This is a genomic window from uncultured Sphingomonas sp. (assembly GCF_902806265.1).
In the GTDB taxonomy this organism is placed as follows: Bacteria; Pseudomonadota; Alphaproteobacteria; order Sphingomonadales; family Sphingomonadaceae; genus Sphingomicrobium.
On the sequence record NZ_CADCVZ010000030.1, the window covers coordinates 41,648 to 59,513 of the forward strand.

Below are 17,866 nucleotides of genomic sequence, written 5' to 3' on the forward strand. Positions count from 1 at the left end.
CCGCTCTGCTAGCGCCTGCCTCCAAGAGGAGACCCCAGGCATGTCCGCACTCGGACTGGAATTCGACCTTGGCGAGATGGCCGAGACCATCCGCGACACGACCCAGCGCTTCGCCGCCGACAAGATCGCCCCGGTTGCTGCCGAGATCGACGGTGCGGACCGCTTCCCGATTGAGCTGTGGCCGCAGATGGGCGAGCTCGGGCTGCACGGGATCACTGTCGAGGAGGAATGGGGCGGGCTGGGCCTTGGCTACCTTGAGCATGTGGTCGCGCAGGAGGAGGTGGCGCGGGCGTCGGCTTCGGTCGGCCTCAGCTACGGTGCGCACTCCAATCTGTGCGTGAACCAGGTACGCCGCTGGGCCAACGACGAACAGAAGCGCAAGTACCTGCCTGGGCTGATCGACGGGAGCAAGGTCGGCGCGCTGGCGATGAGCGAGGTCGCGGCCGGCTCGGACGTGGTCTCGATGAAGCTCAAGGCCGAAAAGTCCGGCAACGGCTACCGCCTCAATGGGCACAAGTTTTGGATCACCAATGGCCATTATGCCGACGTGCTGGTGGTCTACGCCAAGACCGGCGAGGGCTCGCGCGGGATCACCACCTTCCTGATCGAAAAGGGCATGGAGGGCTTCTCGGTCGGGCAGAAGATCGACAAGCTCGGGATGCGCGGCTCGCCCACCAGCGAGCTGGTGTTCGACGATTGCTTCGTCCCGGCCGAGAACATCATGGGCCCGGAGAATGGCGGGGTCGGGGTGCTGATGAGCGGGCTCGACTATGAGCGTACGGTGCTTGCGGGCATCCAGCTCGGCATCATGCAGGCCTGTCTCGACGTAGTCCTGCCCTATGTCCGCGAGCGGCAGCAGTTCGGCAAGGCGATCGGATCGCAGCAGCTGATGCAGGCCAAGGTCGCCGACATGTATGTCGCGCTGAATTCCGCGCGGGCCTACGTCTACCAGGTCGCCAAGGCCTGCGACGCGGGCAAGACTACGCGCTTCGACGCGGCGGGCGCGATCCTGCTGGCGAGCGAGAGTGCGGTTAAGGTCGCGAACGAGGCGGTGCAGGCGCTAGGCGGCGCGGGCTACACCAAGGACTGGCCGGTCGAGCGCTATTACCGAGACGCCAAGCTGCTCGATATCGGCGCGGGCACCAACGAGATCCGGCGGATGCTGATCGGGCGGGAGCTGGTCGGGGCGGGCGACAAGGCCGCGCAATGAGCGCACCGCGGATCGACAGCAAGGTTCAGCCCGATAGCCCGGATTACCGAGCCCGCGTCGCGCACAACCGGGCGCTGGCGGGGAAGCTGCGGGCGGACGTGGCTGAGGCGGCGCTCGGCGGGAACGAGAAGTCGCGCGAGCGGCATGTCGGCCGCGGCAAGCTGCTGCCGCGCGAGCGGGTGGAGCGGCTGCTCGACCCGGGCTCGCCCTTCCTGGAGATTGGCCAGCTGGCGGCGTGCGACCTGTACGACGGCGAGGTGCCGGGCGCAGGGATGATCGCGGGCATCGGGCGGGTGTCCGGACGGCAGGTGATGGTCGCCGCCAACGACGCCACGGTGAAGGGCGGCACCTATTACCCGATGACGGTGAAGAAGCACCTCCGCGCGCAGGAGATTGCCGAGCAGAACCGGCTGCCGTGCGTGTATCTGGTGGACTCGGGCGGCGCCAACCTGCCGCACCAGGCGGAGGTGTTCCCGGATCGCGATCACTTCGGCCGCATCTTCTTCAACCAGGCGCAGATGTCGTCCAAGGGCATCGCGCAGATCGCCTGCGTGATGGGGTCGTGCACGGCAGGCGGCGCCTATGTGCCCGCGATGAGCGACGAGAGCGTGATCGTCCGCAACCAGGGGACGATCTTCCTGGCCGGACCGCCGCTGGTGAAGGCCGCGACCGGCGAGGAGATTTCAGCGGAGGACTTGGGCGGCGGCGATCTCCATGCGCGGAAGTCGGGCGTGGTTGATCACTTGGCCGAGAACGACGAGCATGCGCTAACGATCGTGCGGGACATCGTTTCGCACCTTGGAAGCGAGGCGGGCGCGGGGATCGGTACGCGCGAGCCGCGGCCGCCGCTGTTCGATGCCGAGGAGCTCTATGGCATCATCCCGGAGGACGTGCGCGCGCCGTACGACGTCCGCGAGGTGATCGCGCGCGTCGTCGACGGCTCGGAGCTGCACGAGTTCAAACCGCTGTACGGCACCACTTTGGTGTGCGGCTTTGCGCACATCTGGGGCATGCCGGTGGCGATTCTGGCCAACAACGGCGTGCTGTTCAGCGAGTCCGCGGTCAAAGGCGCGCACTTCATTGAGCTCGCCTGTCAGCGGCGCGTGCCGCTCCTGTTCCTGCAGAACATCTCCGGCTTCATGGTCGGCGGCAAATATGAGGCGGAGGGCATTGCCAAGCACGGCGCCAAGCTGGTGACCGCGGTAGCGACGGCGCAGGTGCCCAAGATCACCGTGCTGATCGGCGGCAGCTTCGGCGCTGGGAACTACGGCATGGCCGGCCGCGCCTACTCGCCGCGATTTCTGTTCACCTGGCCGAACAGTCGCATCAGCGTCATGGGCGGTGAGCAGGCCGCGTCGGTGCTGGCGACGGTCCACCGCGATGCCGACAAATGGTCGCCCGAGGAGGCGGAGACGTTCAAGGCGCCGGTGCGACAGCGCTACGAGGACGAGGGCAATCCCTGGCACGCGACCGCGCGGCTGTGGGACGATGGGATCATCGACCCGGTGCAGACCCGGGACGTGTTGGGGTTGGCCTTTGCGGCGTGCCTGAATGCGCCAATCCCGGAGCGGCCGCAATTCGGCGTGTTCAGGATGTAATCATGGGTCGTCGGAACAATAGTGCATCACGAAAGCTAAGCACGGACGAGCTCCTCGCTCATTTCGAGCAGAGCTTGAACACCATCGCTAAGTCGAACGCCGTGTATGATCAGGGCTACTCTCCAATAGGGTCCTCGATCGCAACTGAGGTTTATAAGGTTCTTACGGAGAACGGGGAGGCGACACGGCCACGAGGGAAATTGAACTTCTCCGGACCACTAGACTACGACAATCCGTCCGTGCTCTCGGAAGTCGAGAAACTTACCTTTATGGAGCTTGGAGGCGATCCCCCCAAATTAGGCTACCTTCCAATTTACCGTTCTGGCGATGTGCAGAAGTTCACTATGTCTTTCCGTGATTGGTGGAACAAGGATGTCATCTACCGGGCAAGTGCGGCTATGCCGGGATCATCTCCCGGCATGATACCAGTGAATGAATCTCCAAGCGTGCCGTACGACAAGCGTGAGAAACTTACTCGCCTTCGATTGGTGCAGCTTCTGAGGAACAAGGTTGGTTCGCATCTGGAGGCAGACTGGCCGCTTCTGCTCGATCAAATAGATGACGAGCGCGCGTGGGGCATAGCTACGATTCAAACGCCTGACCGGGTGCTGAGCACGCAAGACGGCACTCTGAAGGTCGAAGTGAGGCGCTTGCCTGCCATGATGAGACAAATCTCGCACGAGCTTGTGGAAGCCTACGGTCGTGGCGATGGAGTCTCAGCAACGTGATCGCCTCCCTCCTCATCGCCAACCGGGGCGAGATCGCCTGCCGAATCATCCGGAGCGCGCGAAAGCTCGGGGTGCGGACGGTAGCAGTCTATTCCGATGCGGATGCCAAGGCGCTGCATGTGCGGATGGCCGATGAGGCGGTGCATATCGGACCTTCGCCCGCGCGGGAGAGCTATCTCGTCGGCGAGCGGATCATTGCCGCTGCGAAGCAGACCGGGGCGGAGGCGATCCACCCTGGGTACGGCTTCCTGTCGGAGAACGCCGACTTCGCGCAAGTGGTGCTCGATGCCGGGCTGGTGTGGGTTGGGCCAAAGCCGGACTCGATCCGGGCGATGGGTCTGAAGGACGCGGCCAAGACGCTGATGGCGGAGGCGGGGGTGCCGGTGACTCCGGGGTACCTCGGCGAGGACCAGTCGCCCGAGCGACTCAAGGCCGAAGCGGACGCGATCGGCTATCCGGTGCTGATCAAGGCCGTCGCAGGCGGCGGCGGCAAGGGGATGCGGCGGGTCGATGAGGCGGCCGCGTTCCTGGACGCGCTCGACAGCTGCAAACGCGAGGCTTCGTCTTCGTTCGGCAACGATATCGTGTTGTTGGAGAAGTACATACTCTCGCCGCGGCACATCGAGGTGCAGGTGTTCGGCGACAGCCACGGCAACGTCGTCCACCTGTTCGAGCGCGACTGCTCGCTGCAGCGGCGGCACCAGAAGGTGATCGAGGAAGCGCCCGCGCCCGGCATGGACCAGGCGACGCGAGACGCGGTCTGCGCGGCAGCGGTGCGGGCGGCTGAGGCCGTGAACTACGAAGGCGCGGGCACGATCGAGTTCATCGCCGACGCCAGCGAAGGCCTGCGCGCCGACCGCATCTGGTTCATGGAGATGAACACCCGCCTGCAGGTCGAGCATCCGGTGACGGAGGAGATCACCGGGCAGGACCTGGTCGAGTGGCAGCTGTGGGTGGCGAGCGGGGAGCCGCTGCCGAAGCGGCAGGACGAGCTGTCGATTACGGGCCACGCGATCGAAGCGCGGCTGTATGCGGAAGACCCGGCGAAGGGGTTCCTGCCGAGTGTGGGGCGGTTGGAGCACTTCAACCTCGGCGATGACGGCCGGATTGAGACGGGAGTGGAGGAGGGCGATGCCATCTCGCCCTTTTATGATCCGATGATCGCGAAATTGGTCGCCAGGGCGGAGGACCGCCAGTCAGCAATCGGCGGCCTCGAAGAGATGCTTGCGCAGGTTGAGGTCTGGCCCGTTCGAACAAACGCAGGCTTTTTAAGCAAAGTCGTGATCCACGAGAATTTCAAGCAAGCCCGGTTGGACACGGGCTTGATTGCTCGCAGTGCCGAAGAGCTCACCGACTATTCGATTCCGGACGCCGTGTTGTTGTCGGCCATCAGTTGGAGACTGGAAGAGTTTATGGCGGCAGAGGCTAAGCGCGACGCTGCCGTGTCGCCTTCCGGCCTATTCGGCTTTCGTTTGAACGGCACCCGTGCTCCGGCCCGTCTTGGCTTCACCTTGAATGGTGAGCAGCACTTCGCGCTCGTCCAAGCGGACCAGGTCGCAGAGGGTTGGCAATGGGATGTAGCCATCGATGGACGAACCGAATTTCTGAATATCGAAGCACTCCCGACGACCTATGGTCCCGAAGCTGAAACGCAGCCGCAGGGCCCTATCCTCATGTTCTCCGGTGGGCACGCGTACCAAGTTAGCTTCGAAGCTAACCGTGGCAACGTGGGCCACGGAATTGCCGACGGCGCCCTCATCGCACCCATGCCCGGCAAGGTTACCAGCGTGGACGTGTCCGGCGGCGAGCAGGTGACCAAGGGTCAGCGCCTCCTTACGCTCGAGGCGATGAAGATGGAGCATGCGATGGTGGCTCCGTTTGATGGGGTGGTAGCGGAGTTGAACGTGGAGGCTGGCGCTCAGGTGCAGGTGGAGGCGGTGTTGGCCCGGGTGGAGGCGAGCGGCGAGTAGCCGTCACCCGGACTTGATCCGGGGTCCGCCTTCCTCCTAGCGGCAGATGAAGAACAAGGCGGATCCCGGCTTCTCAAGGCCGGGATGACGAAAGGAAAGCCATGAACATCAACGGCATTGCGGCAGTGGTCACCGGGGCGGCTTCGGGCCTCGGCGAAGCGACCGCTCGAGCGCTGGCGGCCAAGGGCGCGAAGGTGGCAGTGTTCGACCGCGATCAGGAACGCGGCGAGAAGGTCGCGGACGAGATCGGCGGCATCTTCTGCGAGTGCGACGTGACCAGCGAGGAGAAGGTTGCGGCCGCCTTTGCCAAAGCGCGGGAGGCGCATGGGCAGGAGCGGGTACTGGTTAACTGCGCGGGCGTCGCGAACGCGGTAAAGACCGTCGGCCGCGATAAGGAGACCAAGGCAGTCAAGCAGTATCCGATGCACCAGTTCGAGCTGGTGATCGGCATCAACCTGATCGGCACCTTTCGCTGCATCTCGCACTCCGCGGCCGGGATGGTCGATGCTGAGCCGCTGGAGGATGGCGAGAAGGGCGTGATCATCAACACCGCCTCGGTCGCGGCCGAGGACGGGCAGATCGGGCAGGCGGCTTACTCGGCGTCCAAGGGCGGTGTGCTGGCGATGACCCTGCCGATCGCGCGCGACCTGATGAACGAGGGGGTGCGGGTCAACACCATCCTGCCGGGCGTGTTCAAGACGCCGATGGTCGCGATGATGCCGAGCCAAGTCCAGGACGCGCTTGCGGCGCAGGTCCCGTTCCCGAAGCGGCTCGGGCGGCCGGAGGAATATGCCGAGCTTGCGGTGTTTATGATCGAGAGCGGCTACCTCAACGCCGAGCATGTGCGGCTGGACGGCGGTATCCGCATGGCGCCGCGCTGAGGTGGACGAGCGCGGGCTGATCGAGGCGCTCGCCGAAGCCGCGCGCGAGGCTGGCGAGGCGATCCTGGCCGTGCGACGCCGCGGGTTCGAAATTGAGACCAAGGGCGATACTTCGCCCGTCACAGAAGCGGATCGCGCCGCGGAGGCGATCATCTTGGACGCGCTGGCCCGGGCTACGCCCGGAGTGCCGGTGATCGCGGAGGAGGAGGTCGCGGCTGGGCGCATCCCGGCGCATGGCGACCTCTACTTCCTGGTCGACCCGCTGGACGGCACCAAGGAGTTCGTCCGAGGCGGGGACGATTATACCGTCAACATCGGCCTGATCGCGGGCGGGCAGCCCAAGCTGGGGGTGGTGCTGGCGCCCGAGCGGGGGCGGATGCACGGTGGGATCTTTGGCCAGGGGGCGTGGCTGGAGGAAGGCGGCATTCGCCAGCCGATCCGAACTCGAGCGCTCGGCGAGAAGATGGTGGCGGTCGCGTCCAAGTCGCACTTCACGCAAAACACCGCCGATTACCTCGACAGCATTTGCCAAGGGGGCGGCCATGTGGGGATCGGGTCGAGCCTTAAGTTCTGCATCCTCGCAGAGGGTCGCGCGGATATCTACCCGCGGCTCGGACCGACCAGCGAGTGGGATACGGCGGCGGGTCATGCGGTGCTGCTGGCGGCGGGCGGGCGATGCGACGGACCGGACGGGCAGGCACTCCGCTACGGCAAGCGGGCGTTCCTCAATCGGGCATTCGTCGGTACGGGCGGGTGGGCGGCGCCCCCGCTGCAGCCCTTCCTCCGCGAGTTCGCGGGCGGGGGCGACTTGGCGCAGGGTGTGTAGCTGACAGGACCTGCCCTTGCGCCTCTGCAGCAACAATTCAGCAACTTGCGCCGAAATGAATGATTTAAGTGCTTAACTGCCAAGTCTCACCCCGCTAAAGCCGAAGTGCTCGGTTCAGTTGACAGTGGATTGCGTCATGGCCGCAGCAAGTTCCTCGTTCCCGCAGCAATCCGGGTGGGAGCACCCCAGCGCACTGGCGGTAGGCGACAGCCCGACCGCCTTGTGGCGCTCGCAACGGACGTTCCAGGCCGCTGAGCGTGCGCAAGCAGGCGCCATGATCGACGTCGCGCTGGATCGGCTGACGCGCGGACGGTGGGACGCGGTATGGATCGAGATCGATGGCGATTTCGACGGCCGGGTCGAACGGCTGCTGCAGCAGGTCAACGGAGACGTGGGTGCTGGCCGGTACCGCGCCGTGGTGTCCGCAGTGCCCGAACTGATCGATCCGCTGAGCGCAATTCTGGCCTGCCCGGACATCGAGTTGATCATCAATGCCGCAGAGGCGGAGCGGGCCGCCGCCCTGGCGATGCTCGCCCGTCCGGCCGCCGTAGGCGTGCGGGACTCGGCCTCGGACCTGAGCGGACCGCGGCTACGCCAGCTCAGCGACGAGGTCACGCGATTCGCCGCTACCCTGGCCAAACTATCGACCGGAACAGCTCCGCCTGCGATCGCTGAGGCGGCGATCCACGCTTCCCCAGCCAATGCGCCGGCGGTGTCGGCGGAGGCGGTGCACGGGGTGATCCGGGCGCGTCGGTTACGGGCGGACCACCTTCCGGCCGACCTGTTCGCCGATCCTGCGTGGGATATGCTGCTAGACCTGTTGCAGGCGGAGATCGTGCAGCACCGGGTGCCGGTGTCGAGCTTGTGCAATGCGGCGGCGGTTCCGGCCACCACCGCCCTGCGCTGGCTCAAGACCATGACGGAACGAGGCGTGGTGCAGCGTCGCAACGACCCCCATGACGGGCGGCGGGTGTTCATCGAACTGGCGAAGAACACCAGCACCGCGCTGCGCACCTATTTCGCTGAAGCCGGCAGGCTGGGCGTGATCTAGCGCGGCTTGCGCAGCGGAGGCGGGCATGGCAGTGGCGCCGCTTCCGCACCTGCGGGCGCTTAGCTCAGTTGGTAGAGCATCTCGTTTACACCGAGAGGGTCGGCGGTTCGAGCCCGTCAGCGCCCACCAGCCTGCGCTGGAGCTTCGGCTGCGAGCGGCCGATTAGTTGAACCAGCCGCTCTGTTCGAAGTCGAAGATGCCCAGCGCGAGCAGGATGATCGACAGCACAAGCGCCGCGAGTACGAGAGTACCGATGATCTTGACGGCGCCGTTAGTCCCGGCGCGCGGGGTTGGGTCGTTGATGGGGGGCATGATGATCCTCGAGTATTCCGTTGCTTCAGACAACGGAGGACCCGGCGCTTGGGTCCTTGCCTGAAGTCAGAAGCTAATCCAGCCGAGCAGAACCAGTAGCAGCAAGGTTCCAAGCGCCGTGATCAGAAGCGAACCCAGGCAGCCGGTGCGGTTCGAAAAGAAGAAGAACATGGGCGTCCTTGAGGTTGGATGTGCTTGTAACTGCTCGCGGCATCAGAGGCTCCCGGGAGCGATCATAGAGTGCGGACGAGCTTAACGGCGACCGCGGCCCAAGGGGGATCGGCGACCACGCTCTGCCGGCCGCCTGCGCTGGGCGGGAGCAGGTGGAGCTTGCCGCCATCGCGGCCGATCAGGCGGCCGAAGAGGAAGCGGCCGGCAGGTCGCGGGACCAGCACGTCACGGTTGAGCGCGCGGCCGAACTCTTCGGGCGAAAGGCGGTCGCACCAGACTTCATCGCCGCTGCGATAATCGCCGACGCTCGCCGAGACAGTCAAGGCGACTTGGCCGGGCTGAGTTCTGGGCGGAAGGACCTTGGCCGATTTCTTGAGCGGAGCCGCGCCGGTGGCGGTAAGCACGGCGACAACGTCCAAGTCCTCGCGCTCCGGATGCTCGACGAGGTCGGCGGCTTCGACCCCAAGTGCGGCGGAGATGCGGTTCAGCCAGCTGACCGATACCGTCCGCATGCCCGTTTCAAGACGGCCGATGGTTTGTGCGGTGGTCGCCGGCATGCACGCCCTCGCAACGTCGTCCAAAGTCATGCGCTTGGCCTTGCGAACGTCCCGTATCCGCGTGATCATCTATCGCTTCCTTAACCTATCCGGTTTTCTTCTGTCCTACAGACCAGCCGCTATGGCAAGCCTCCATTCGACTCGATGATGGAAGAGCGGAGTGCGGTACGAAGCTGGGCGACTACTTGAAGAGCGTGCGGTTGGAGCAGACAGCGGAGGTGATGCCGGCAAGCGGCCGGCGCGCTCGGTCACAGTGAACGCGGCGGAATTGCCGCTTGGGTGGCTCCGGGCAAGGGGGCACATCAGCGAGCGTCAGTTCAGCGCGGGCGAGCAGTTGCGGCTTGATTGGGAACGGGCGCAGCTCTCGCCCAGCGTGACGATGCGCTGGGATGCGGCGCCGCTCTCGCGAGGACGTGGCGGGTCCAGGCCTGGCGCGCACCCGGCGGAAACGCAGATCAAGGCGCGCGAACGGTTCGAGGCGCCGGTGGCGGCCGCCGGGCCTGGGTTATCGGACATCCTGTGGCGGGTCGTGTGCGCCGGCGAGGGAATGCGCGACGCCGAAAGCACGCTGGGCTGGCCGGCGCGAGCTGGGAAGTTGGTGCTGACCCTCGCGCTCGACCGAGTGGCGGACCACTACCGGCTGCGCTGAGCCGCTGTTATTGGGGCAGGGCAGGAGGCCGCCTCATGATACTCTATGGCTCGTCGATGTCGCCGTACGTGCGTAAGGTGCTAGCCTGCGCAGCGGAGAAGGGCATCACGCTGGAGTCCCGGCCGACCGGCTTCCGCGACGAGAACCCGGAGTTCCGTGCGGCAAGCCCCTTTGGTAAGATGCCGGCCTTAGTCGATGGGGATTACAATTTGGCGGACTCGAGTGCCATCATCCACTATCTGGAGGCGAAGCACCCCGAGCCAGCGTTGATACCGGCCGAGCCGCGGGCACGCGGGCGCACCATCTGGTGGGACGAGTTCGGCGACACGCTGCTGATGGGCTGCCTCCAGAAGCTGTTCTTCAATCGGGTCGTAGCGCCGATCCTCCTCAAGCGGGAGGGGGATCCGGAAGTGGCGGACGCAGCCGAAAAGCGCGAGCTGCCGCCGTTGCTGAGCTACCTCGAAGGGCAGGTGCCGGAGGGAGGCTTTCTAGTCGGAGACAGGTTGACCCTGGCTGATGTGGCCGTGGCCAGCCCGCTGGCAAACCTGGAGCATATGGGGATGACGGTCGACGGCGGCAGGTACCCGCGCCTTGCCGCCTATGTAGAGCGCATCCTGGCGCGCCCGAGCTTTGTCGAGCGCCTGACCAAGGAGCGGGCCTTCATGCAGAAGGTCGCCGCTTAAGGGCGAAAGAGGCCGCGCCCCCAGCGGAAGCGCGGCCTGCATCATCGGATCGCGGTCGCTTAGAGGGCGCTTCCTTCGATGTCGGACTCGCGCCCTTGGCTGCGCTCGATCTCGATGTCCGTGGTGCCCGGGTCCTCGCCCTGGCCCATTGTGTCGTCCTGCAGCGCGCCCTGGCCTTGATCAGCAAAGTCCTGATCATCGTCATCCTGCGTCTGCAGATAGTCGCTGCTGGTGTCGGAGGAGGAGCCGACAAAGCCGCTGCCGCTCTGACCGCCCGACCGGGTTTCGGCCGAGCCGCCGTAGCCGCCACCGGCCGTGCCGAGGGGCATGCCGTCTCCCGTGTCGTTGCCGTTGCCAGCTTGACCCATGTCGGCCTCCTGGCCGAGGTCGGTGCTGTTCTGGCTCTGGCTCATGGCCTCGGCCTGGCCGCTGTTGCCGTAGCTCGCCTGGCCCGTCGAGAAGTCGGCGGGGCTGCTGCCGGAGGACTGCGCCGTGCCGGAGCCGGTACTGCTGTCGTTGCCGCCGCTCGGCTGCGCGTTCTGCTGCTGCGCTTGCGGTTGCTGGCCCTGCTGCTGCCCTTGCGGCTGCTGGTTCTGCTGATCAGTTTCTTGATCGCGACCATAGCCCTGCTGGCCGGTTAGGTTGTTGTCCTGGTTCACTTCGATCTCCTCGCATTGCCCATGCTCTCAGCGGAACAACGGAAGGGAGGAAGGTCGCGTTCCGCAACTTACGGAGCGGAAACGACCAAGGCGGGCAGTTGCGACGAACGGAGACGCAGAAGGCCGCCGGATCGCTCCGGCGGCCCCTTGCAAGTACAACTGAATTCCAGCGCGCGCCGGGGTATGTCGTCAGGCTTCGGTTGTCTCACCCTCGGCCGGAGCGGCGGGCGCGTCCGCGGTCGCACCGGGCTCGGCATTGGGATCATAGGCCTCGGTGAAGCCGGCGTTGTCGCGCTCGAACATCTGCGCCATGACGTCGACGCCCTGCGCCTGCAGCTCGGCTTCTTCCGGCGAACGGGCGACGTTGACCTTGACGGTCACCGCCACCTCGGGGTGCAACGCGATGCGGATCTCGTGCATGCCGATCGCCTTGATCGGACGGTCAAGCACGATCTGGCTCTTGCTCACCTTGGCGCCGTCCGCCTCCAGTGCGTCACCGATGTCGCGGGCGCTGACCGAGCCGTAGAGCTGGCCGGTGTTGGACGCCTGGCGGATGAGCTGCACGGTCTTGCCGTCCACGCCCTTGGACGAGGCTTCGGCCGCCGAGCGGCGCTCGGCGTTGTCCGACTCGATCCGCGCGCGGTTGGCTTCGAAGACCTTGCGGTTGGCTTCATTGGCGCGGAGCGCCTTCTTGCGCGGGAGCAGGTAGTTGCGGGCGAAGCCGTTCTTGACGGTCACGACGTCGCCGATGCCGCCCAGCTTTTCGACGCGCTCTAGCAGGATAACTTCCATGGGAGCGCTCCTTACTTCACGACATAGGGAAGCAGGCCGATGTGGCGGGCGCGCTTAATCGCCTTGGCCAGCTCACGCTGCTTCTTGGTGGATACCGCAGTGATGCGGCTGGGAACGATCTTGCCGCGCTCGGACACGAAGCCCTGGAGCAGGCGCACGTCCTTGTAGTCGATCTGCGGGGCGTCCTTGCCCGAGAAGGGGCAGGACTTGCGGCGGCGGAAGAATGCACGGGCCATCAATCAAGCCTCCACGTCTTCGCGGGGTGCGCGCTCGGCGCGGTCAGGACGGTCGCCGCGATCCGGGCGGTCGCCACGGTCTCCGCGGGGTCCCCGCTCGCGGTCGCGCTCCGAACGGCGCATCATCGCCGACGGGCCGGTCTCATGCTCGTCGACCCGGATGGTCATAAAGCGGATAACGTCTTCGTTGATGCCGGTCTGGCGCTCCAGCTCGGCCACCGCCGCGGCCGGCGCGTCGATGTCGAGCATGACGTAGTGCGCCTTACGGTTCTTGGCGATGCGGTAGGCGAGGCTGCGCAGGCCCCAGGTCTCGGTCTTGGCGACCTTGCCGCCGTTGTCGGTGATGATGGTAGTGGCGTTTTCCGCGAGCGCATCGACCTGGGCTTGAGCCAGATCCTGACGCGCAAGGAAAACATGCTCGTAGAGCGGCATGCTTGTCTCACATGTTGGCCGATCGCTGGCGCCGCACCATGCGGTCGCCCCTCCGGCTGTCGTCGCTATGCTGAGCCAGGGTAAGGCAGCGTGCCTGACCCGAGCTGCGAGCGCCTATGCCGCAGGAGCCGGCTTTTTGCAAGAACGGCCATGGAGGCACCGGGTTGAAGGCTTGCTTCGATGGCCGCGAATGGCAGTTCGGGATCGTAGCCGCAGGTGAGTTGCGGATCGGCGGGGAACGGGTGGTGTCTGCGAGGCGACCTGCGATTGCACGCCCGGTCGGAGGGAATCTGGTCGACGCGGAAGCACGGACGGCGCTTCTCGGCATCTTGGCGGCGCTCGAAAGCCATGGCTGATCGCTAGGAGCTAGCCGTCATGATCCGAGTGTATCGTTCTCCGCGGCGGTTGGGTCGGTTTACGATTTCCCCTTCCTGAGCGCCTGCCGGCCGACTATGACGCGGAGGCTTTCTGGCTCGAAGGAAGGGGCACCCATGCGGAAGCTACTAGTAGTGGCAATTGCTGCGTCGACAGCGACAACACCTGCTCTGGCGCGCGATGGCGTGGGTTATGTCGGGATCGAGGGCGGCCTCATGAAAGTCGAGGACATCGAGTTCGATTTCGAGGACGATGCCGACTCCATTGACAACCTTTTCGGCGTCGATGTGAAGACTGGTTTTGACGTCGCCTTCGTCGGCGGTCATGATTTCGGGACGATCCGGGTCGAAGGCGAAGTTGGTTACAAGCGCGCTTCGCTGGACGAAGTGCGAGTTGACCAGAGCGTCATCCCGGCAAGCAATCTCGAAGCCGATGGCCGTGCCAGAGTCCTCTCGGGGATGGTCAACCTCCTGCTGGACTTCGGCGCCGACAACGGTCTGAGCGGCTTTGTCGGAGGTGGTGCAGGCATCGCTAGAGTTAAGATGCGGGGAGACCTTAGCGGCACCGGCACCGGCGGGATCGGAGTTTCGGACCTTGGTTTCTCGGGCAGCGATCGGGGCTTCGCTTGGCAGGGCGTGGCCGGCGTCCGCACGGCCGTCACCGGCAACATCGACCTTGGCCTCAAGTACCGCTTCTTCAATACCAAGTTCGAGCTTGAAGGCGGAGGTGAGCAACTTAGCGACCGGTTTCGCTCGCATGCGTTGCTGGCCAGCCTGACCTACAACTTTGCGGCTCCACCAGCGCCGCCACCGGCACCCGCACCGCCGCCTCCCCCACCTCCACCTCCCGCAACCCAGACATGTCCGGATGGGTCAGTGATCTTGGCGACCGACTCTTGCCCCGTGCCGCCTTCGCCACCGCCGCCGCCGCCACCCGCTCCCGAGCGAGGTTGAGTTTCCGAACGGCGCCGGGCTGCGAGTCACTGACCGCCCTGAACAGGGCTCGGTAGGCTCGCACCTGCTCGACGTTGAACACCTCCAACGCTAGGCGGGTATGATGCACCGCCCACTTCGCCTGACCTGCAGCACGGACGCACTGATTGCGAATTGGCGGGCGCTTGCCGGGCGGGCTGGTGTCGCCTGTGGCGCAGCAATCAAGGCTGATGGCTACGGATTGGGAGCTCGGCCGGTTTTCGACGCGCTCTACGCCGCGGGTTGCCGTGATTTCTTCTTGTCCACGTGGTGGGAAGTTGGCGAGCTCGGGACGGTGCCGCCCGACGCGTTCGTTTCGGTCCTCCACGGCCTTGGTCCCGACGACGTTGCGGCAGCGCTGCTGTGGACGAACGTCCGACCAGTCTTAAATAGTGCCAGGCAAGCGCAGCGCTGGAAGCAGATCGCTCCTGAGCGCGAATGCGATGTGATGATCGATACCGGGATGAACCGGCTCGGCCTTCGGCAGGAGGAAGCGTCCGCTCTGACCGGCTTAAACATCCATACCTTGCATAGCCATCTCGCGTGCGCGGATGAAGATCATGATCTCAATCAGCTTCAGCTGGAGCGCTTCCGATCCGCAGCAAGCGGCGTCGCAGCCAAGCGCTACAGCCTCGCCAATAGCGCAGGCATTTTCCTGGGTGGTGACTACAGCTTTGATTTGGTGAGACCCGGGCTGGCGCTATACGGGGGTTCGCCGCGGCCCGAAGCGCGCGAGTTGGTCCGACCCGTGGCTCGCCTCGAAGCGCAGGTCGTCCAGCGACGTGTGATCCGTGAAGGAGAGAGCTGCGGCTACGGCGGGCGGTTCGTCGCGCAAGCCGATACGGAGGTGGCCATTGTCAACCTCGGCTATGCCGATGGCTATTGGCGCGGGTTCTCGGAGTGCGGCAAGGCGGACATGGGGGGCATCGACCTGCCGGTACTTGGGCGCGTTTCGATGGACCTAGTGGCGCTTGGCTGTGACGACGCGCCCGAGCTGGCGGAGGGCGACTGGGCTTCGCTGCACTTCGGGCTGGAAGAAGCCGCTGCAGCGTCGGGCATGTCGCAATACGAGCTGCTGACGGGACTAGGCCGGAGGTTCGAGCGGCTCTGGCACTAGCCCCTTCGGCGGGGTTGTCTTGGGTTGGTACCGGCATAGATCAACGACCGGGCAGCGCCAACACTCCGGCTTTCTTGCTTTGCAGATGTATCGGCCGTGCAGGATCAGCCAATGGTGAGCATGTTGGCGGAACGGCTGGGGTGTGGCCTTCAACAGCTTCAGTTCTACCTCCAGCGGCGTCTTTCCAGGTGCCAGTCCCGTGCGATTGCCGACCCTGAACACATGAGTGTCGACGGCGATCGCCGGTTCGTCAAAAGCGATGTTCAGGACGACGTTGGCAGTTTTCCGCCCGACACCGGGCAAGCGCTCCAGCGCATCGCGATCCGGCGGCACCTGCCCGCCATGTTCTTCAACGAGCTGCCTGGCCATGGCGATGACGTTCTTGGCCTTAGTGTTGAACAAGCCGATCGTCTTGATGAGCTCGCGGACCCGGTCCTCGCCGAGCGCCAGCATCTTCTCGGGCGTGTCGGCAAGATCGAACAGCGGGGGTGTCGCCTGGTTCACGCTGGCATCGGTCGCTTGGGCAGACAAGGCAACCGCAACCAGCAGCGTATAAGGATTGACCCAGTCGAGTTCACCTTGCGGCGCCGGATCGAGTTCAGCCAGCCGCCGGAAGAACTCGGAAACCTCGGCTCGTTTCACGGACCAGCGATCACGTCGTGCATGCCGTAGAGACCCGGTGACCGGCGGTGCAGGAAGCGGGCGGCAGCGAGCGCGCCCCGGGCGAAAATCATCCGGCTCTCGGCGCGGTGCGAGAGGACCAGACGCTCTTGCGGCCCGGCGAAGACCACGTCGTGATCGCCCACGACGGTTCCTCCGCGTAGTGCGGCAAAGCCGATCGCACCCTCCTGCCGCTTCAGCCCGGTTCCTTGTCGGCCGGCTTCCATCTGAAGCGGGCGCTGCCGGCCCCTAGCCGCGGCCTCACCGAGCGCGAAGGCCGTTCCCGACGGCGCATCCGCCTTCATACGGTGGTGCATTTCCACCACCTCGATGTCCCACTCGACCTCCAGCGCAGCCGCGGCGCGCTCCACCAGGTCCTGCAGCACGGCCACGCCGAGCGAAGTATTCGCCGCGCGCAGTACCGCGACTTCGCGAGCTGCCTCTGCAATCCTTCGCTCCGCGAGATCGTCGAGTCCGGTCGTCCCGACCAGGATCGGAACGGCTGCGGTGGCAGCCCGCTGAAGGCTCGCACTCAGTGCCTGGGGCGCGGAGAAGTCGACGATAACGTCGCCGCTGTCCTGGTCCAAAGCGAAGCGCCTGTCCTCCTCTACTGCGGCAGCGATCGCCCGTCCCATCCGGCCTTCCGGCGCGATCAATGTAAGCCGGATTGGCTGGTCTTCGGTGCGCATGACTGGCTGATGGCGCAGCGTTCAAGCCCGCGCAATGCCGAGCCGCTGCTGTAGTGCGATGGCGGCTGCGGGAGCCCGCACCTTGGCCCCATTTATCATGAAGATGTACGCTTCGCGGCCGTCGACCTGCCACCGCCGTGCCCGCTCAGCGAAGCCATCAAGGTCGTGCGCTTCATACCCGGTCCCCACCTCTTCCCGCATCCGCTGCAGTCGCGCATATGCGAAGTCCGCAGTCTCCACATCGATGCAAGGGAACTCGTCAGCGTCATCGAACACAACGGCGATATTGCGATCTCGGCAGAGGGCGAAAAAGGCTTCGTCACGGAAGCTCTCATGGCGCGGTTCGATAACGTGGCGCAGCGGAAGGCCGTCGAGTTGCTCCGGCAGAAGCTCGATAAACCGGGCGATATCCTCCCGATCGAAGGTCCGCCTCGCCGCAAACATCCAGAGGATCGGACCGAGCTTCGGGCCAAGCGCCACCAAACCTTGATCCATGAAACTTGCGATGCCTTCGCCTGCTTCAGCCAACCTGGTCCTCGTTACGCAAATCCGGCTAGCCTTAACGGCGAACTGAAATCCTTCCGGCGCCATAGCCGCCCAGCTTTGCCAAGTCTTGAGGCTCTGCCGGCCATAGAAGGTTCCATTGATCTCAATCGCTCCTAAGCTGTGCGAAGCGAACTCGAGTTCGCGCGATTGCGGCAGCTTGGGCGGAAAGAAGGTGCCGCGCCACGGGGCGTAGCTCCACCCACCTATGCCGACGCGGATCCTGCCCTCGCTCATCAACATGGTCCCTGTTGCCGAATCCGCGAATGCGTCGCCTACCTCAACGGTTCCGGAAGTCGCTTCAGCGCTCAGGCCTGCGGGAGGAAGCGCCCGACGATGTCCTTGGCCAGCCGAGCGGGCCTTCGCGATACGGCGTCAAGGCAGCACCAGGTGCTGTTGATCTCCGCAACCACTTCTTCGCCCCGCTTGATCACCGTCGTGAACAGCGCGCGCGCACCCTGCACTTGCTCGGCAATCACATCGGCAACAACAATATCGTCAAGGAACGCCGGCCGGCGATAGCTAATCTCGTGCTTAAGCGCGACCCACAGGTGGCGAGCCACCGCGTCGGCCGGGGCAATCTTCTCCCAATATTGCACCACCGCTTCCTGGACCCACTTCAGGTAGACGCTGTTGTTGACGTGACCCATATGGTCGATGTCGGCAGGTTCGATTCCGATTGCGTGGCGATACATTGCGAGTCCCATGCGGGCAGCGTGCTTGCTGCTGACAATGGTGTCAACTGAATAGGTTAGC

At 65.0% G+C, this 17,866-nt stretch carries 21 protein-coding genes, 1 tRNA gene and 1 pseudogene; 12 read left to right on the plus strand and 11 right to left on the minus strand.

The features are described from left to right. The first annotated feature begins 40 nt into the window (after nucleotides 1-40). The 8 genes from QZX62_RS07015 (at nucleotide 41) to QZX62_RS07050 (ending at nucleotide 8,393) form a co-directional block, all read left to right on the plus strand. On the plus strand, nucleotides 41-1,210 hold the full coding sequence (locus QZX62_RS07015) for an acyl-CoA dehydrogenase family protein (protein ID WP_294173216.1): 1,170 nt from the start codon (nucleotides 41-43) through the stop codon (nucleotides 1,208-1,210). Beyond that, nucleotides 1,207-2,808 carry a carboxyl transferase domain-containing protein gene (locus tag QZX62_RS07020; RefSeq protein WP_294173218.1) on the plus strand — a complete coding sequence of 534 codons (1,602 nt, stop codon included), beginning with the start codon at nucleotides 1,207-1,209 and terminating at the stop codon, nucleotides 2,806-2,808. Before QZX62_RS07015 ends, QZX62_RS07020 begins: the two co-directional genes overlap by 4 nt. 74 nt (nucleotides 2,809-2,882) lie before the next feature. Continuing rightward, nucleotides 2,883-3,536 carry a hypothetical protein gene (locus QZX62_RS07025; protein ID WP_294173219.1) on the plus strand — a complete coding sequence of 218 codons (654 nt, stop codon included), beginning with the start codon at nucleotides 2,883-2,885 and terminating at the stop codon, nucleotides 3,534-3,536. Beyond that, entirely contained in the window at nucleotides 3,533-5,506 is a 1,974-nt protein-coding gene (locus QZX62_RS07030) for an acetyl/propionyl/methylcrotonyl-CoA carboxylase subunit alpha (RefSeq protein WP_294173220.1), read from the plus strand. The genes QZX62_RS07025 and QZX62_RS07030 overlap by 4 nt, the downstream gene beginning before the upstream one ends. Nucleotides 5,507-5,607: 101 nt before the next feature. Continuing rightward, nucleotides 5,608-6,387, plus strand: a complete 780-nt coding sequence (locus QZX62_RS07035) for an SDR family oxidoreductase (protein ID WP_294173221.1) — start codon at nucleotides 5,608-5,610, stop codon at nucleotides 6,385-6,387. 1 nt (nucleotide 6,388) lies between these two features. Beyond that, nucleotides 6,389-7,213, plus strand: a complete 825-nt coding sequence (gene cysQ / locus QZX62_RS07040) for a 3'(2'),5'-bisphosphate nucleotidase CysQ (protein ID WP_294173222.1) — start codon at nucleotides 6,389-6,391, stop codon at nucleotides 7,211-7,213. Nucleotides 7,214-7,349: 136 nt separating this feature from the next. After that, nucleotides 7,350-8,264 (plus strand): winged helix DNA-binding protein, encoded by a 915-nt coding sequence (locus tag QZX62_RS07045; protein WP_294173224.1) that lies wholly within the window; start codon nucleotides 7,350-7,352, stop codon nucleotides 8,262-8,264. Nucleotides 8,265-8,317: 53 nt separating this feature from the next. Then, a tRNA-Val gene (locus tag QZX62_RS07050) sits at nucleotides 8,318-8,393 on the plus strand. A gap of 33 nt (nucleotides 8,394-8,426) precedes the next feature. Here the strand turns inward: QZX62_RS07050 and QZX62_RS07055 are convergent. Beyond that, nucleotides 8,427-8,576 (minus strand): hypothetical protein, encoded by a 150-nt coding sequence (locus QZX62_RS07055; RefSeq protein WP_294173225.1) that lies wholly within the window; start codon nucleotides 8,574-8,576, stop codon nucleotides 8,427-8,429. 233 nt (nucleotides 8,577-8,809) lie between these two features. Next, nucleotides 8,810-9,373, minus strand: a complete 564-nt coding sequence (locus tag QZX62_RS07060) for a helix-turn-helix transcriptional regulator (protein WP_294173227.1) — start codon at nucleotides 9,371-9,373, stop codon at nucleotides 8,810-8,812. 184 nt (nucleotides 9,374-9,557) lie between these two features. Here QZX62_RS07060 and QZX62_RS07065 point away from each other — a divergent pair, with 184 nt between their 5' ends. Both QZX62_RS07065 and QZX62_RS07070 read left to right on the plus strand, forming a co-directional pair. Beyond that, nucleotides 9,558-9,953, plus strand: a complete 396-nt coding sequence (locus tag QZX62_RS07065) for a DUF6456 domain-containing protein (RefSeq protein ID WP_294173228.1) — start codon at nucleotides 9,558-9,560, stop codon at nucleotides 9,951-9,953. Between the two features lie 35 nt (nucleotides 9,954-9,988). Further along, the gene (locus QZX62_RS07070; RefSeq protein ID WP_294173229.1) at nucleotides 9,989-10,636 is read left to right on the plus strand and encodes a glutathione S-transferase family protein; all 648 of its coding nucleotides are present in this window, start codon (nucleotides 9,989-9,991) and stop codon (nucleotides 10,634-10,636) included. 59 nt (nucleotides 10,637-10,695) lie between these two features. Here the strand turns inward: QZX62_RS07070 and QZX62_RS07075 are convergent, their stop codons facing one another. The 4 genes from QZX62_RS07075 to rpsF form a co-directional block, all read right to left on the minus strand. Then, a complete protein-coding gene (locus tag QZX62_RS07075) occupies nucleotides 10,696-11,295 on the minus strand; it encodes a hypothetical protein (RefSeq protein ID WP_294173230.1) in 600 nt (199 codons plus the stop codon). Nucleotides 11,296-11,484: 189 nt separating this feature from the next. Continuing rightward, the gene (gene rplI / locus QZX62_RS07080) at nucleotides 11,485-12,087 is read right to left on the minus strand and encodes a 50S ribosomal protein L9 (protein ID WP_294173231.1); all 603 of its coding nucleotides are present in this window, start codon (nucleotides 12,085-12,087) and stop codon (nucleotides 11,485-11,487) included. Between the two features lie 11 nt (nucleotides 12,088-12,098). Further along, on the minus strand, nucleotides 12,099-12,323 hold the full coding sequence (rpsR, locus tag QZX62_RS07085; protein ID WP_168070454.1) for a 30S ribosomal protein S18: 225 nt from the start codon (nucleotides 12,321-12,323) through the stop codon (nucleotides 12,099-12,101). 3 nt (nucleotides 12,324-12,326) lie between these two features. Beyond that, a complete protein-coding gene (gene rpsF / locus QZX62_RS07090) occupies nucleotides 12,327-12,755 on the minus strand; it encodes a 30S ribosomal protein S6 (RefSeq protein ID WP_294173233.1) in 429 nt (142 codons plus the stop codon). 491 nt (nucleotides 12,756-13,246) lie between these two features. Between rpsF and QZX62_RS11860 the strand changes: the two are divergent. Next, a pseudogene (locus QZX62_RS11860) lies at nucleotides 13,247-13,858 on the plus strand (outer membrane beta-barrel protein); the annotation flags it as partial. A 7-nt stretch (nucleotides 13,859-13,865) separates the two neighbouring features. Here QZX62_RS11860 and QZX62_RS07100 read toward each other — a convergent pair. Beyond that, nucleotides 13,866-14,192 (minus strand): hypothetical protein, encoded by a 327-nt coding sequence (locus QZX62_RS07100; protein WP_294173236.1) that lies wholly within the window; start codon nucleotides 14,190-14,192, stop codon nucleotides 13,866-13,868. Between QZX62_RS07100 and alr the strand changes: the two genes are divergently transcribed. After that, entirely contained in the window at nucleotides 14,187-15,218 is a 1,032-nt protein-coding gene (gene alr, locus QZX62_RS07105) for an alanine racemase (RefSeq protein ID WP_294173237.1), read from the plus strand. The genes QZX62_RS07100 and alr overlap by 6 nt on opposite strands. Here alr and nth read toward each other — a convergent pair. The 4 genes from nth to QZX62_RS07125 form a co-directional block, all read right to left on the minus strand. Then, on the minus strand, nucleotides 15,186-15,860 hold the full coding sequence (nth, locus tag QZX62_RS07110; RefSeq protein WP_294173238.1) for an endonuclease III: 675 nt from the start codon (nucleotides 15,858-15,860) through the stop codon (nucleotides 15,186-15,188). The genes alr and nth overlap by 33 nt on opposite strands. Then, nucleotides 15,857-16,567, minus strand: coding sequence for a 4-hydroxy-tetrahydrodipicolinate reductase (gene dapB, locus QZX62_RS07115; protein ID WP_294173240.1), 711 nt, complete (start codon nucleotides 16,565-16,567; stop codon nucleotides 15,857-15,859). Before dapB ends, nth begins: the two co-directional genes overlap by 4 nt. Before the next feature lie 21 nt (nucleotides 16,568-16,588). Continuing rightward, a complete protein-coding gene (locus tag QZX62_RS07120) occupies nucleotides 16,589-17,353 on the minus strand; it encodes a DUF72 domain-containing protein (protein WP_366926189.1) in 765 nt (254 codons plus the stop codon). A 65-nt stretch (nucleotides 17,354-17,418) separates the two neighbouring features. Further along, the gene (locus QZX62_RS07125; protein WP_294173243.1) at nucleotides 17,419-17,817 is read right to left on the minus strand and encodes a thioesterase family protein; all 399 of its coding nucleotides are present in this window, start codon (nucleotides 17,815-17,817) and stop codon (nucleotides 17,419-17,421) included. Nucleotides 17,818-17,866 lie beyond the last annotated feature (49 nt).

Excerpts from the sequence above, each read along its gene's own strand:
- QZX62_RS07060 (WP_294173227.1), bottom strand. The coding sequence starts at position 9,373 with ATGATCACGCGGATACGGGACGTTCGCAAGGCCAAGCGCATGACTTTG.
- QZX62_RS07070 (WP_294173229.1), top strand. The coding sequence starts at position 9,989 with ATGATACTCTATGGCTCGTCGATGTCGCCGTACGTGCGTAAGGTGCTA.
- QZX62_RS07125 (WP_294173243.1), bottom strand. The coding sequence starts at position 17,817 with ATGGGACTCGCAATGTATCGCCACGCAATCGGAATCGAACCTGCCGAC.
- QZX62_RS07020 (WP_294173218.1), top strand. The coding sequence starts at position 1,207 with ATGAGCGCACCGCGGATCGACAGCAAGGTTCAGCCCGATAGCCCGGAT.
- dapB (WP_294173240.1), bottom strand. The coding sequence starts at position 16,567 with ATGCGCACCGAAGACCAGCCAATCCGGCTTACATTGATCGCGCCGGAA.
- QZX62_RS07120 (WP_366926189.1), bottom strand. The coding sequence starts at position 17,353 with ATGTTGATGAGCGAGGGCAGGATCCGCGTCGGCATAGGTGGGTGGAGC.
- QZX62_RS07035 (WP_294173221.1), top strand. The coding sequence starts at position 5,608 with ATGAACATCAACGGCATTGCGGCAGTGGTCACCGGGGCGGCTTCGGGC.
- rpsF (WP_294173233.1), bottom strand. The coding sequence starts at position 12,755 with ATGCCGCTCTACGAGCATGTTTTCCTTGCGCGTCAGGATCTGGCTCAA.
- alr (WP_294173237.1), top strand. The coding sequence starts at position 14,187 with ATGCACCGCCCACTTCGCCTGACCTGCAGCACGGACGCACTGATTGCG.
- QZX62_RS07015 (WP_294173216.1), top strand. The coding sequence starts at position 41 with ATGTCCGCACTCGGACTGGAATTCGACCTTGGCGAGATGGCCGAGACC.
- rplI (WP_294173231.1), bottom strand. The coding sequence starts at position 12,087 with ATGGAAGTTATCCTGCTAGAGCGCGTCGAAAAGCTGGGCGGCATCGGC.
- QZX62_RS07045 (WP_294173224.1), top strand. The coding sequence starts at position 7,350 with ATGGCCGCAGCAAGTTCCTCGTTCCCGCAGCAATCCGGGTGGGAGCAC.
- QZX62_RS07055 (WP_294173225.1), bottom strand. The coding sequence starts at position 8,576 with ATGCCCCCCATCAACGACCCAACCCCGCGCGCCGGGACTAACGGCGCC.
- rpsR (WP_168070454.1), bottom strand. The coding sequence starts at position 12,323 with ATGGCCCGTGCATTCTTCCGCCGCCGCAAGTCCTGCCCCTTCTCGGGC.